This is a genomic window from Nocardiopsis protaetiae (assembly GCF_045446735.1).
GTDB lineage: Bacteria > Actinomycetota > Actinomycetes > Streptosporangiales > Streptosporangiaceae > Nocardiopsis > Nocardiopsis protaetiae.
In genome coordinates this window covers 16962-31113 of record NZ_JBJJBV010000067.1, presented here as the reverse complement: position 1 = coordinate 31113, position 14152 = coordinate 16962, and the positions used below count along the sequence as shown (strand labels likewise).

10 protein-coding genes are annotated in these 14152 nt (G+C 74.4%); 2 read left to right on the top strand and 8 right to left on the bottom strand.

Annotated elements, in window-relative coordinates; translation table 11 throughout:
• On the bottom strand, positions 1–1045 hold a 1045-nt coding region (locus ACJOT3_RS13005), incomplete at its 3' end, for an ATP-binding cassette domain-containing protein (RefSeq protein ID WP_406972326.1).
• Positions 1046–1402: 357 nt separating this feature from the next.
• Positions 1403–2212 (bottom strand): DUF8817 family protein, encoded by an 810-nt coding sequence (locus ACJOT3_RS13000; protein ID WP_406972324.1) that lies wholly within the window; start codon positions 2210–2212, stop codon positions 1403–1405.
• Between the two features lie 164 nt (positions 2213–2376).
• Here ACJOT3_RS13000 and ACJOT3_RS12995 point away from each other — a divergent pair, with 164 nt between their 5' ends.
• Complete coding sequence (locus ACJOT3_RS12995) at positions 2377–3888, top strand: MFS transporter (RefSeq protein WP_406972322.1); 1512 nt, start codon at positions 2377–2379, stop codon at positions 3886–3888.
• Positions 3889–3979: 91 nt separating this feature from the next.
• Entirely contained in the window at positions 3980–5320 is a 1341-nt protein-coding gene (locus ACJOT3_RS12990) for a GH1 family beta-glucosidase (RefSeq protein ID WP_406972320.1), read from the top strand.
• A gap of 402 nt (positions 5321–5722) precedes the next feature.
• Here the strand turns inward: ACJOT3_RS12990 and ACJOT3_RS12985 are convergent, their stop codons facing one another.
• The 6 genes from ACJOT3_RS12985 to ACJOT3_RS12960 form a co-directional block, all read right to left on the bottom strand.
• Positions 5723–6286, bottom strand: a complete 564-nt coding sequence (locus tag ACJOT3_RS12985; RefSeq protein WP_406972318.1) for a hypothetical protein — start codon at positions 6284–6286, stop codon at positions 5723–5725.
• Positions 6287–6434: 148 nt separating this feature from the next.
• On the bottom strand, positions 6435–7040 hold the full coding sequence (locus ACJOT3_RS12980; RefSeq protein WP_406972316.1) for a TetR/AcrR family transcriptional regulator: 606 nt from the start codon (positions 7038–7040) through the stop codon (positions 6435–6437).
• A gap of 84 nt (positions 7041–7124) precedes the next feature.
• The gene (locus ACJOT3_RS12975) at positions 7125–8297 is read right to left on the bottom strand and encodes an acyl-CoA dehydrogenase family protein (RefSeq protein WP_406972314.1); all 1173 of its coding nucleotides are present in this window, start codon (positions 8295–8297) and stop codon (positions 7125–7127) included.
• Positions 8297–10555 carry an ATP-binding protein gene (locus tag ACJOT3_RS12970; RefSeq protein WP_406972312.1) on the bottom strand — a complete coding sequence of 753 codons (2259 nt, stop codon included), beginning with the start codon at positions 10553–10555 and terminating at the stop codon, positions 8297–8299. Before ACJOT3_RS12970 ends, ACJOT3_RS12975 begins: the two co-directional genes overlap by 1 nt.
• Positions 10556–10563: 8 nt before the next feature.
• The gene (locus ACJOT3_RS12965; protein ID WP_406972310.1) at positions 10564–12162 is read right to left on the bottom strand and encodes an acyl-CoA carboxylase subunit beta; all 1599 of its coding nucleotides are present in this window, start codon (positions 12160–12162) and stop codon (positions 10564–10566) included.
• A 145-nt stretch (positions 12163–12307) separates the two neighbouring features.
• Positions 12308–14062, bottom strand: coding sequence for an acyclic terpene utilization AtuA family protein (locus ACJOT3_RS12960; protein ID WP_406972308.1), 1755 nt, complete (start codon positions 14060–14062; stop codon positions 12308–12310).
• Between the last annotated feature and the right edge of the window lie 90 nt (positions 14063–14152).

Sequence of the window (14152 nt, the reverse complement as noted above, 5' to 3'; positions counted from 1 at the left end):
GCTGGGCCGGGTCCCCGGGCGCGGCGGCGTCCGGGGCGGCGGCGTCCGGGGCGGAGGTGGCGGGGGAACCGGTGAGGTGGAGGAAGACCTCGTCCAGGGTGGGGCGGCGGACGGCGAGGTCCTCCGCCTCGATCCCCGCGGCGTCCAGCGCCCGGACGGCGCGGGCCAGCGCGCCGCGCCGGTCGGCGACCGGGAGGCTGATGTGGCGGGTCCGCTCCCCCGCGTCGATCGACTGGTCAAACTTGACCAGTTGGGCAAGGTCGACCGTTTCGGGGTCGCCGAAGAGGCGCCCCAGCACGGTGGCGGCCTCGGCCAGGCGGCCGGGGTCGGCGACGACCACGTCGAGCCGGTCGCCGCCGACCAGCCCCTTGAGCCGGTCGGCGGTGCCCTCGGCGATCACCCGGCCGCCGTCGATCACGCTGATGCGGTCGGCCAGCTGATCCGCCTCCTCCAGGTACTGGGTGGTGAGCAGCACCGTGGTGCCCCCGCCCACCAGGGAGCGCACCGAATCCCACACCTCGGTGCGCCCGCGCGGGTCCAGGCCGGTGGTCGGCTCGTCCAGGAACAGCACCCCGGGGTCGACGATGAGCGAGGCCGCCAGGTCCAGGCGGCGGCGCATACCGCCGCTGTAGCCGGACACCGGGCGCTTGCCGGTGCCGGCCAGGCCGAACCGCTCCAGCAGCTCTCCGGCGCGGGCGGCGGCCCGGCGGCCGCCCAGGTGGTGCAGGCGGCCGAACAGTTCGAGGTTCTGGCGCCCCGACAACTCCTCGTCCAGCGCCGCGTGCTGGCCGAGCAGTCCGATGCGGCGGCGGACGTCGCGCGGGCGGGAGGCGACGTCGACGCCGTCCACCTCCACCCGCCCCCGCTGCACCCGCAGCAGGGTGGCCAGGGTCCGCACCAGTGTGGTCTTGCCCGCCCCGTTGGGCCCCAGGATGGCGTGCACCGTCCCCCGCGCCACGGTCATGTCGAGGCCGTCCAGCGCCCTGGTGTCGCCGTAGGTCTTGTACAGCCCCTCCACCACAACGGCGGGCTCGCGGTCCTCCATGGTCCCCCCTCAGTGACTGATCAAGTTTGACTACTCGGAGGAGAGTACTCTCCGCTCCGGCCACTAGTCAAACTTGATTACGGAAAAATTCTGCGGCCGATCCACCGGCTGCCCACGACCCGACCCGACCACCGCACCGTCTCTCCGAAGGCGAGCGCCCGGTCGGTCAACCGGATGCGGGCGCCCGGCCGGCGGCCGGGACACGGTCAGGGGCGAGGACACGGCCGACGACAGGGAGGCGGCCGGCGGCAGGAACGCGGCCGAGGGCGGGGGCACAACCGGCGGCAGGGACACGACCAGGGGCGGGGACACAGCCGGGGGCGGGCGCCGTGCCGTGGCGCGACGCCACGGCGCGGGTCACCCGGACAGCCAGCGCTGGAGTTCGTCGGCGTTGCGGAGCTCCGCCTCGACACGGGCCCGCTCCTGTTCGGTGAGCTCGATCCCCCGGAGCCGTTCGATCCATTCGGCGCTCCGCTCGGTCTCGCCGATCGCGACGGACAGCTCGACCAGCATCGCCAGCGCCATCGCCCGCTCCACGGCCGAGGCCTCGTCGTCGTGCCTGCGCAGGCCCGACCTGAGGAAGCGCCAGGCCATGTGGTCGTCGAGTTTGAAGTCGCGGATGATCCGGGCGCCGTCCAGCACCCTGGCCAGCCCCTCCAGGTCCGGCGAGCCCCCGTAGTCCAGGTCCTCGGGCTCGTCCCGCTGGATGACCATGATCGAGTTCCCCGAGGGGTCCATCACCGTGAACCGGCTCGCCCCGGCCCGGTAGCGGGTGATCCGGGGCAGCCCGCGGGTCGGCACCCTCCCCTTGGCCGCGCGCACGGAGGCCACCAGCGCCGCGTGGTAGGCGGCCACGTCGTCGACCAGCACCAGGCAGCCGCCGCTCTCCTCCCGAGCGGGGTCCAGGCCCTTGGGCGCCCGCCCGTAGTGCAGGTGGACGCCGCTCCACTGGAAGGCGAGGTAGAGGTAGGGCCGGTGCTGCCGGTAGGTCACCTCGAACCCGAGGGACTGGAAGAAGTCCAGCGTCTCCTCCGCCGAGACGCACGGCAGCAGCGGGATGGTCAGCTCGTTCGGGCGCACCCCAGGCGGCGCGTCCCGCGCGACCGGGCCCCCTTCCCGCGCGTCTTCGGCGCCCTTGCCCCCGGTCTCCCCGACGTCTTCGCCCACAGCCCCTCCTCCAAGGGTGATCAAGTTTGACCACTGGTGCGAGCCTAGCCCGCCCCCTCTCCACTGATCAAATTTGACCAGTGCCATTGGAATGCCGCCTCGGGCTTCCGTCCGCGCTTGTGACGCACCTAACATGAAGACAATTCACGTTAGGCAGGTGATCCGTGCGCACGCCCCCCGCGCCTCCGCCCTCCGAAGGCCCCGATCTCCCTGATCGCCCCGATCCGGCCACCGCCCCCGCCGCCCCCGCCGCCGGAAACGGTCCGGCCGTCGGAGGCGGTTCGACCCCCGCGAACGAGCCCGCCATCGGGGCTTCCGCCGCCGGGAACACCTCGGCCACCGCCGCCCCTCCCGGTCCGGCCGCTGCTCCCGGTCCGGCCACCGCCTCCGCCTCGGCCACCGCCCCGGCCCCGCACCCGGCCCCCGCCGCGGTCCCCGAGGCCCTCGCCGAGCCCACCGCCCCCGTCGGCGCCCTGTGGGTGGCCGGTATCAGCCTGGCCAACCTCGGCATGTGGATGGCGTTCTTCGGCCCCCTCCAGGTCCTCCTCCCCGAGCAGGTCGGGGTGATCGCCCCGGAGAGCAAGGAGACCACCCTGGCCTGGGTCACCGGCGTCGGCGCCCTCATGGCCACCCTCGGCACCCCCCTGGCCGGAGCCCTGTCCGACCGCACCACCGGCCCCCTGGGCCGCCGCCGGCCGTGGGTGCTGCTCGGCGCCGTCCTGGGCGGGGTCGGCCTGATCGTCCTGGGCCGCCAGGACACCGTCACGGGCGTGCTCGTCGGCTGGTCGCTCGTCCAGGTGGCCCTGTCCCTGCTCAACGCCACCCTGCTCGCAGCCATCCCGGACCGGGTCCCGGTCCGCCAGCGCGGCGCGGTCTCGGGCTGGGTCGGCATCCCTCAGTCCGCGGGCGTGGTGATCGCCGTGGTGCTGGTGACCGTGGTCGTCACCCGCATCTCCCCGGGCTACACGCTCATCGGCGTGCTCCTCATCGCCTGCGCCCTGCCCTTCGCCCTGCTGTCCCCCGACCCCCCGCTGCCCCGCGAGGCACGCCCGCCCTGGCGCGATTTCGGCCGCGGATTCTGGGTGTCCCCGCGCCGCCACCCGGACTTCGCCTGGGCCTGGCTCACCCGGTTCCTCATGCAGACCGGCAACGCCATGTTCACCCTCTACCTGCTGTACTTCCTGCGCGACGGCATCGGCTACGAGGAGCTCTTCCCCGGTTCCTCGGCCACCGACGGCCTGCTCCTGCTGATCCTGGTCTACACGGCCGCGGTGGTGGGGACCACCGTGGTCGCGGGCATGCTCTCCGACCGCTGGGGGCGGCGCCGCGGCCCGGTGTGCCTGTCCGGGGTGGTGTGCGCGCTCCCGGCGTTCCTGGTGGCGCTGTTCCCGACCTGGCCGGTGACGATCGTGTGCGCCGTGGTGCTGGGCGTCGGGTTCGGCATCTACCTGTCGGTGGACAACGCCCTGGTCACCGAGGTCCTCCCGGCCGCCGAGGGGCGCGCCAAGGACCTGGGGATCGTGAACATCGCCAGCGCCGGACCGCAGGTGATCGCCCCGGCGCTGGCCGGTCCGATCGTGGTGTACCTGGGCGGCTACCCGGTCCTGTACACGGTCTGCGGCCTGCTGACCCTGCTGGGCGCCGTCCTGGTGTGGCGCATCAAGGGGGTGGCCTGACCCGGCGCCCCGCCCCGGCGCCCCTCCCCCACCCTTCCCTTCAGCCCCCGGAAAGCCCCGGAGGGCACTCGTACACGAAAGGCGGATCCGTATGTCGTCACCGTTCCTGTGGGGTGTGGCCTCGGCCGCGTTCCAGGTGGAGGGCGCCCTGGCCGAGGACGGCCGCGCCCCGTCGATCTGGGACACCTTCGCCGCCCGCCCGGGCGCCGTCCTGGACGGCCACAGTCCGGCCGTGGCCTGCGACCACTACCACCGCTGGCCGCAGGACGTGGACCTGCTCGAACGCCTGGGCGTGAACGCCTACCGCTTCTCGATCGCCTGGCCGCGGGTGGTGCCGCAGGGCACCGGGCCGGTCAACAAGGCCGGCCTGGACTTCTACGACCGGCTGGTGGACGCCCTGCTGGAGCGGGGGATCACCCCGTTCCCGACCCTGTTCCACTGGGACCTGCCCCAGGCCCTGGAGGACGCGGGCGGCTGGTCGTCCCGGGACACCGCGCGGGCGTTCGCCGACTACGCGGCGGTGGCCGCCGACCGGTTGGGCGACCGGGTCCCGCGGTGGATCACCCTGAACGAGCCGGTGGTCCACCTGGCCTACGGGCACGCGTTCGGGATCCACGCCCCGGGCCGCACCCTGGAGGTCCCCGAACTCCTGACGGTGGCGCACCACCTGCTGCTCGCCCACGGCCTGGCCGCGGCGGAGCTGCGTTCGCGCGGGCTGGAGGCGCTGCTCACCAACAACCTGACCCCGGTGCGCGCGCCGCAGGACGCGACCGGGGCCGACCTGGCGGCGGGGGCCGCCTACGACGCCCTGCACAACCGGCTGTTCGCCGACCCGGTGATGCTGGGCTCCTACCCGGACCTGTCGGCGTTCGGCGCGGCGGAGGTGCCGGGGGTGCACGAGGGCGACCTGGCGCTCATCGCGGGCAGCACGGACGGCATCGGCGTCAACTACTACAACCCGAGCCTGGTCCTGGCCCCGGAGGAGGGGTCGGACCTGCCGTTCGCGCTGGGCGAGATCACGGGAGTGCCCACGACGGCGTTCGGGTGGCCGGTGGTCCCGGAGGGGCTGACCGACACCCTGGTGGGGCTGTCGGAGCGCTACGGGGAGGCGTTGCCGCCGCTGTACGTCACCGAGAACGGCTGCTCGTGCGAGGACGCGATGGTCGACGGGCGGGTGGCCGACCCCGCGCGCGTCGCCTACCTGGAGTCGCACATCGCCGCCGTGGACGCGGCCCGCGAACGGGGGGCGGACGTGCGCGGCTACTTCGTGTGGACGCTCACCGACAACTTCGAGTGGGCGGAGGGCTACCACCAGCGGTTCGGCCTGGTGCACGTGGACCACGACACCCAGGTCCGCACGCCCAAGGACTCCTTCGCCCGCTACCGCGACATCATCGCCGCCCGCACCGGCGCACCGGACCCCGCCCCCTGACCGACCGCCCGGGGCGCGCCCCCTGCACCGGTCGCGCCCCCGCCCCGCCCTGTCCGCGAACGCACCCGCCGTCCGCGGCCGCCGACGTCACGCGGCTCCACGGACCCGACCCGTCCGGCACCGAAAACACACCCGGGTCCGGCACACGGATACCGCGAAGCGCCCCAGCGTCCACGGCCACCGACGTCACGCGGCTCCACGGACCCGACCCGTCCGGCACCGAAAACACACCCGGGTCCGGCACACAGGCACCACGGAGCGCCCCAGCGTCCACGGCCACCGGCGGCCTGGAGCGCCGCGGTCTCCCGGCACACGGATACCGCGGGGCACACCCGAGTCGGCGTTCCTCGACGTCGTACGGCCCCGCCGGCGGCCGACCGGCGAGGGCGGCCGTGCACCGCGCTATTCGGTGACGGCGTCCAGGGGGCCGCTGTCGAACCGTTCGGGGGCCTGCTCTCCGCGCTTGCGGGCGGGCTCCCACCACCACCAGTGCGACTCCGGCACCCAGGCGGGCACCTCCTCGCCGGCGGAGGACACCGCGGTCTCGGCCACCGCCTCCAGGGCGTCGTCGATGCGCGCCACGGCCTCCAGGTCCTCCTGGCGCAGGAACTCGCGCCAGGGCACGAACTCCTCGGCGAGGATCTGGAGCATGGAGCGGCGCCAGCAGGCGGGCCGGTAGCCCTCGTAGCGGCCGTTCTCGGCGGCGGTCTGGCTGCGCACCACGTACAGGCCGAGCCGGTCGGGGTTGTTGCCGCCGACCAGCAGCTCGGCGAGGGTGGACGTGAACTCGCGGCCCGCGGGCGACTGCCGCTCGGCGCGGGTGGTCGCCCGGTAGAGGTCGAACAGGGCGGCGAAGGCCTCGTCCATCAGCGCGTCCCGGTCCCTGCGGCGCGCGGCGCTCTCAGCGAAGGCGTCCAGCGCTCTCCTGGCCAGGGTGGGGATGTCCCTGCCCGCGTCCGCACTCACCTGTCCACCGCCTTTTCCTGTTGTATTCCTGAGTTCTGGGGGTCGTGCCCGCCGGGGGGTGTGTCGGCACGTTCGGTGACGACCGGGCTTCCGATGATAAACACCGCTTTCGGGCCCGCGCCATCGCGGGCGGCCCGGATGGGAGGCCTCATCCGGCCAGGACCGTGTCGAGCATCCCGGCCCACTGGCGCACGATGCGCCTGCGACGTGCGGTGTCGTCGGTGAGGAGGTTGGCCAGCCCCAGCCCGCGGGCCAGGTCGAGGGTGGCCTGGACGGCTTCGCGCACCCCGGGCCGCGACTCGTCCGCACCCAGCAGCTCCACGGCCGCCCGGTGCAACTCGCGCCCCACGTGCTCCTCCATCGGGACGACGCTCTCGCGCAGGGCGGGGTCGCTGGCGGCGGCCGCCCACAGTTGCAGGGCGGCCCGGAAGTCGTCGCCGGTGAACGCGTCCACGGCCACCTCCACCACGGCCTCGGTGCGCCCGGGCCCTTCGGGGACCCCGGCGATGCGGCGGCGCAGCTCCGCGCCCCGGCTGTCGAGGATGTGCCGCATGACCGCGAGGAACAGGTCCTCGCGGGTCGGGAAGTGGTGCTGTGCGGCGCCCCGGGACACCCCGGCTGCCTCGGCGACCGCGCCGACGGTGGCCCCGGCCACGCCGTGCCCGGCCAGGCGGCCCACGGCCGCCTCCAGCAGCCGGGCCCGGGTGGCCCGGCTGCGTTCCTGTCTGGGTTCGCGCTCCGCTGCGGTCCCCACCCGTCTCCCTCGTTCCCTCGCCGCCGCGCGGGCGCCCGTCTCCCGGCCACCCGCACGGCCCGCGTCACTGCGGTCTCGGCCGCGTCAATACGACTTGGGCAGGCCCAGGGACTGCTGCGCCACGTAGTTGAGGACCATCTCCCGGCTGACCGGGGCGATCCGCGCCAGCCGTGCGCTGGCGATCGCCGAGCCCAGCCCGTACTCGCTGGCCAGGCCGTTGCCGCCGAGGGTCTGCACGGCCTGGTCGATGGCCCGCACGCACGCCTCCGCCGCGGCGTACTTGGCCATGTTGGCCGCCTCGCCCGCCCCCGCGTCGTCGCCGGAATCGTAACGGAACGCGGCGTGCTGGGTCATCAGCCGGGCCTGTTCCAGCTCGATCTTCACCTGGGCCAGCGGGTGGGCCAGCCCCTGGTGGGCGCCGATGGGGGTGTCTCGCCACACGGTGCGCTCCTTGGCGTAGGCGACGGCCTTGTCGAGGGCGTGCCGGGCGCTGCCGACGGCCAGGGAGGCGGCCATGATGCGTTCGGGGTTGAGCCCGGCGAACAGTTGCAGGAGCCCGGCGTCGGGGTCGCCGACCAGGGCGTCGGCGGGCAGCCGGACGTCGTCGAGGAACAGCTGGTACTGGTGGTCGGGGCTGACCAGGTCCATCTCGATGCGGTGCTTCTCGAACCCGGGGGTGTCGGTGGGCACGACGAACAGGGCGGCGGAGAGCCTGCCGGTGTCCTCGTCCTGGACGCGGCCCACGACGAGGACCGCGTCGGCGACGTCCACCCCGGAGATGAAGGTCTTGCGCCCGTTGAGGACCCACTCGTCGCCGTCGCGGCGGCCGGTGGTGGTGATGCGGTGGGAGTTGGACCCGGCGTCGGGTTCGGTGATGGCGAAGGCCATGATGGTCGCGCCGGTGGCGATCCCGGGCAGCCAGCGTTCGCGCTGCGCGGGGGTGCCGAAGCGGGACAGGACGGTGCCGCAGATGGCCGGGGAGACGACCATCATGAGGGTCGGGCACCCGGCGGCGCTGAACTCCTCCAGGACGGCGGCCAGGTCGCCGATGCCGCCGCCCCCGCCGCCGTACTCCTCGGGGAGGTTGACGCCGAGGTAGCCGAGCTCGCCCGCCGCCTTCCACAGTTCGGTGAGGTAGGCGTCCTCCTTGGCCTTGGCCCGGTAGTAGGCGGATCCGTAGTCGGCGGCGAACGCGGAGACCACGGCGCGCAGCTCGACGCGTTCGGGGGGTTCGTTGAAGGTCATGGCCCCGGTCATCAGTTGTCCTGCCCTTCGTAGTCGAGTACGGCGAGGGGTGTTCCGGCGCCGACCCGCCGCCCGGCGGCGACCGGGATCTCCCGGACGGTGCCGGCGGCGGGCGCGGTGATGCGGTGCTCCATCTTCATGGCCTCCATCCGCAGCAGGGTCTGCCCGGCGCGGACCTTCTCCCCCACGGCGACGTCGACGGAGGTGACGGTGCCCGGCATGGGCGCGGGCAACGCCCCGGGGTCGACGGCGGCCTCGGGGGCGGGGAGGGGGTCGACGGGGGTGAGGGCGACGGACCCGTACGGGGTGTCGACATGGACCCGGTCGCCCGCGCGGTGGACGGTGAAGGCGCGGACCAGCCCGTCCACCTCCAGCACGACCCGGTCGGTACCGTCCGGCCGCCCGGGAACGGCCGCGCCGCGAGGCACCCCGCCCGCCTCCGGACCGGGAACCGGCGCGCCGCCAACCGGCCCGCCGGTCTCCGGGGCGGCCCGTCCCACCGCGATCGGCCGGGCACTCACACCGGGCCCCTCGTAGACGAGCGCTCCACCGACCGGCCCGCCCGTTTCCGGTAGGGCCCGGCCCACGGCGATCGAGCGGACGCGCACGCCGGGCCGTTCGGGCACCGGGGTGCCCCGGACGGTGCGGTGGGCCGCGGTGATCTCGCGCCCGTCGTCGGTGGTGTAGCGGCGCACGTGCGCCTGCGAGGGCAGGTTGCGCCAGTGCGCGGGGATCCCGGCGGGCAGGGGCCCACGGCCGCGGGCGGCCGCCGCGGAGGCCAGGGCGGCGGCGAGCGCGGCCAGCTCCTCGGTGTCGGGGGCGGCCAGCGGGGTGGCGAGCGCGGTGAGGCGGTCCCCGGTGAGGAAGCCCGTGTGCAGTTCCCAGGGGCGTTCGGCGGCCCCGGCGAACACCGGGTGGCGCAGGGCGCGCACGAGCAGGTCGCGGTTGGTGCCCACGCCGTGGACGCGGGCCCCGGCCAGGGCGGCGGCCAGGCGGCGCAGGGCGTCGCGGCGGTCGCGGCCGTGGGCGACGACCTTGGCGAGCATGGGGTCGAAGTCGGTGCCGACCGTGTCCCCGGCCACCACCCCGGAGTCCAGGCGCACCCCGAACCCGGCGGGCCGGTCGAAGCACACGGTGGCGGCGGGGACGTCGAACGCGGTGAGCACGCCGGTGCGCGGCCGCCACCCCTGCCGCGGGTCCTCGGCGTAGAGGCGGACCTCCACGGCGTGGCCGGCGGGCGGGGGCGGCCCGCCGCCGGGCAGCGGTTCGCCCTCGGCGACGCGGATCTGCCATTCGACCAGGTCCAGGCCGGTGACGCATTCGGTGACGGGGTGTTCGACCTGGAGGCGGGTGTTCATCTCCAGGAACACGGGGGTGCCGAACGCACCGCCGTCCCCGTCCCCCGCGGCGGGCGGGTGGACCGGAACCAGGAACTCGGCGGTCCCGGCCCCCACGTAGCCGATGGCGCGCGCCATCCGGCGGGCCGCCTCGTGCAGTTCGCCGCGCACGCCCTCGGGCAGCCCGGGGGCGGGCGCCTCCTCGATCACCTTCTGGTGGCGGCGCTGCACCGAGCAGTCGCGTTCGCCGACCGCCCACACGGTGCCGTGGGCGTCGGCGAGGATCTGCACCTCGATGTGGCGGCCGCGTTCGACGTACGGCTCGCAGAACACGGCCGGGTCGCCGAACGCGGAGGCGGCCTCGGCGCGGGCGGCCGCCGCCTCGGCGGGCAGGTCGGCCAGGTCGCGGACCACGCGCATGCCGCGGCCGCCGCCCCCGGCGGACGCCTTGACCAGGACGGGCAGGTCCTCGGCGCGCACGTCGTCGGGGTCCAGTGCGGCGGAGACGGGGACCCCGGCGGCGCGGGCGGTCTCCTTGGCGCGGGTCTTGGAGCCCATGCCCTCGATGGCGTCGGCGCCGGGCCCGACCCAGGTGAGCCCGGCGGCGGTGACGGCGCGGGCCAGGGCGGCGTTCTCGGACAGGAACCCGTAGCCGGGGTGGACGGCGTCGGCCCCGGCGGCGCGGGCGGCGGCCACGATCGCGCCGGGGTCGAGGTAGGCGTCCACGGGCCCGCCCCCGGCGGGGACCGGGAGGGGCACGGCGGTGTCGGCCTCGGCGACGTGGGCGGCCGTCTCCTCGCCGGGGGCGTGCACGGCGACGGTGCCGATGCCCAGGGTGCGGCAGGTGCGCATGACGCGGCGGGCGATCTCGCCGCGGTTGGCGACCAGCAGGGTCGCGACGGGGCGGGGGTGTTCGGGTGGGGTGGTGGTCACGGGTGTCCTCACATTCGGAAGACGCCGAAGCGGTCGGTGCCGCGCACCGGGGCGTTGTGGGCGAAGGACAGGCACAGTCCCAGGACGGTGCGGGTGTCGCGGGGGTCGATGACGCCGTCGTCGTAGACCCGCCCGGACAGGAACAGGGGCAGGGACTCGGCCTCGATCTGCCCCTCGACCATCTGCCGGACCAGGGCGTCCTGCTCCTCGTCGTAGGGCTGTCCCTTGCGGGCGGCGGACTGGCGGGCGACGATCGACAGCACCTCGGCGAGTTGACGGGGGCCCATGACGGCGGAGCGGGCGCTGGGCCAGGCGAACAGGAACCTGGGGTCGTAGGCGCGGCCGCACATGCCGTAGTGCCCGGCGCCGTAGGAGGCGCCGACCAGCACCGAGAAGTGGGGGACGGTGCTGTTGGAGACGGCGTTGATCATCATCGAGCCGTGTTTGATGATGCCGCCCTGCTCGTACTCGCGGCCGACCATGTAACCGGTGGTGTTGTGCAGGAACACCAGCGGGGTGTGGGCGCGGTTGGCGAGCTGGATGAACTGGGTGGCCTTGTGGGCCTCCGCGCTGAACAGCACCCCGTTGGCGTTGGCGAGGATGCCGACGGGGTATCCGTGCAGGTCGGCCCAGCCGGTGACGAGCCCGCCGCCGTAGGCGGGCTTGAACTCGTCGAACTCCGAGCCGTCGACGACGCGGGCGATGATCTCGCGGGGGTCGACGGGGACCTTGAGGTCGGGCGGCATGACGCCGACCAGGTCCTCGGCGGGGTAGAGGGGTTCGCGAGCGCCAGCGGCGGGCGCGGGCCCGGCCTTGCGGTGGCCCAGCCTGGCGACGATGCGGCGGCCGATGCGCAGGGCGTCGTGCTCGTCCTCGGCGAGGTGGTCGGCCAGGCCGGACACCTCGGCGTGCATGCGGGCGCCGCCCAGCGACTCGTCGTCGCTCTCCTCGCCGGTGGCGGCCTTGACCAGGGGCGGGCCGCCGAGGAACACCTTGGCGCGGTCGCGGACCATGACGACGTGGTCGCTCATGCCGGGGATGTAGGCGCCGCCGGCGGTGGAGTTGCCGAACACCAGGGCGACGGTGGGAACGCCGTCGGCGGAGAGCCGGGTGAGGTCGCGGAAGGTGCGACCGCCGGGGATGAAGATCTCCTTCTGGGAGGGCAGGTCGGCGCCGCCTGACTCCACGAGGCTGATCATCGGCATCCGGTTCTGGGCGGCGATCTCCCCGGCCCGGTGGGATTTTTTGAGGGTCCAGGGGTTGCTGGCGCCGCCGCGGACGGTGGGGTCGTTGGCGACGATGACGCACTCGACGCCCGAGACCACGCCGACGCCGGTGATGAGGCTCGCGCCGACGGTGTACTCGCTGCCCCAGCCCGCCAGGGGCGACAGTTCGAGGAAGGGCGCCCCCTCGTCGAGGAGGAGTTCGACGCGTTCGCGGGCGGTGAGCTTGCCGCGGGAGCGGTGGCGCTCGACGTACTTGTCGCCGCCTCCGGCCAGCGCCTTGGCGTGTTCGGCGTCGATCTCGGCGAGCTTGCCGAGCATGGCCTCGCGGGCCTCGGCGAACTCGGCCGAGCCGGTGTCGAGCCGACTGCTGAGCACTGTCACGGGCGCACCTCTCCGAACACATCCGAGTAGTCAAGCTTGACCACTCCATTGCCGCGCGCATTCCAGTAATCAAATTTGACTACTATTCCTCCGCCCGCACTCAAGTAGTCAAACTTGATGAGTGGCGCTTTCTCTACGCGGGCGGTCACGGCCGGACCTCCCGGCGGGACGGGTCGGGTGCGGGCAGCAGGGACACCGGCAGCGGCAGGCGGCGGGCGCGCAGCCACTCGCCCAGGCCCTTGGCCTGCGGGTCCAGGCCCTCGCGGCGGGCGGTGCCGGGGGCGAGCATGCCCTCGATCCAGAAGTTGGCGGCGCGCAGGTGCGGCAGCAGGTGGCGGGTGACCTTGAGGTCGGCGGTCTCGGGGAGCAGCTCGCGCAGCAGGTCGACGGTGAGCACGTGGGCGAGCCAGCGCCAGCCCTCCTCGTCGCGGGCCCACACACCGAGGTTGGCGTCGGCGCCCTTGTCGCCGCTGCGGGCGCCCAGGACCAGGCCCAGCGGGGCCTCGCGCACCGGCCCCTCGGGCAGCGGCGGCGGCAGCGGGGGCTCGGGCACCTCCTCCAGCGGCCGGGTGGCCCGGGGCGGGGCGATGACCAGGCGGTCGCCGTCGGGCAGGATCGCGCTGTGCTCGACCTCCGCGGCGGGCACGAACGCGTGGCTCGCGATCACCCCGTCCGGGCGGGCGTCGCGCGGCGGGGCGGTGAGGTGGAACCCGGCGTAGCCCGACAGCGCCAGCTCCACGGCGGCGGCCCCGAAGGTCCGGCCGACGACCGCGGGGTCGTGGTCGCGGGCGGTGACGCGCAGCCGGGCGGTGGCCGCGTCCTGGGTGTCGCCGTGGGGGTCGGCGGCGGGGATGAACTCGAACCGCAGCTCCTCGGGGCGGCGCCGGGCCAGGGCGGCGCGCAGCTGGCGCTCGACCAGGGCGGCCTTGGCCTCGGCGTCCAGGCCGGTGATGAGCAGGTCGACCTCGTTGCGGAAACCGGTGAGGCCGGTGAGGCCGACCTTGAGGTCGGGCGGCGGGGCCTCCCCCCGGACGCCGGACAGGCGCACCCGGTCGGGTCCCTGCTGTTCGAGGCGGACGGTGTCCAGGCGGGTGGTGACGTCGGGGCCGGGGTAGCGGGCCCCGGCGATCTCGTACACCAGCTGGGCGGTGACGGTGCCGGTGGTGACGGCGCCGCCGGTGCCGGGGTGCTTGGTGATGACCGCGGAGCCGTCGGCGTGGATCTCGGCGACGGGGAAGCCGGGCCGGTCCAGGTCGTGCCCCTCGCGCAGCAGCTCGTCGGCGAAGGCGTAGTTGCCGCCGGTGGCCTGGGCGCCGCATTCGATGACGTGCCCGGCGACGGTGGCCCCGGCCAGGGCGTCGAGGTCCTCGTGCGTCCAGCCGAAGTGGGAGATGGCGGGGCCGACGGCGAGGGAGGCGTCGGTGACCCGGCCGGTGACGACGATGTCGGCCCCGGCGTCCAGGCAGGCGGCGATGCCGAAGGCGCCCAGGTAGGCGTTGGCGGTGAGGGGTCCGTCCAGGCCCAGCTCCTCGGCGCGGTGCAGCAGGTCGTCGCCGGTCACGTAGGCGATGCGGGGGTCGAAGCCGAGGGACTCGGCGAGTTCGGTGAGCCGGTCCGCCAGGCCCTGGGGGTTGAGGCCGCCCGCGTTGGTGACGACCTTGACGCGGCGTTCCAGGATGAGCCCGAGGCTGTCGCGCATCTGCCGCAGGAAGGTCTTGGCGTAGCCGCGCGAGGGGTCGGCGAGCTGGTCCCGACCGAGGATGGCCATGGTGAGTTCGGCCAGGTAGTCACCGGTGAGGACGTCGACCGGTCCTTCGGTGAGCATCTCGTGGACGGCACTGAGGCGGTCTCCGTAGAAACCGGAGGCGTTGCCGACCCACAGCGAGGGCGTAGCGGTCATGGTGATGAGAGTGACACCGGACACACAAAAAAACAAGCACTCGTGATTGTTTTTCTGTGGATCGCCCCCTTCATCACGATATGGCCGGAA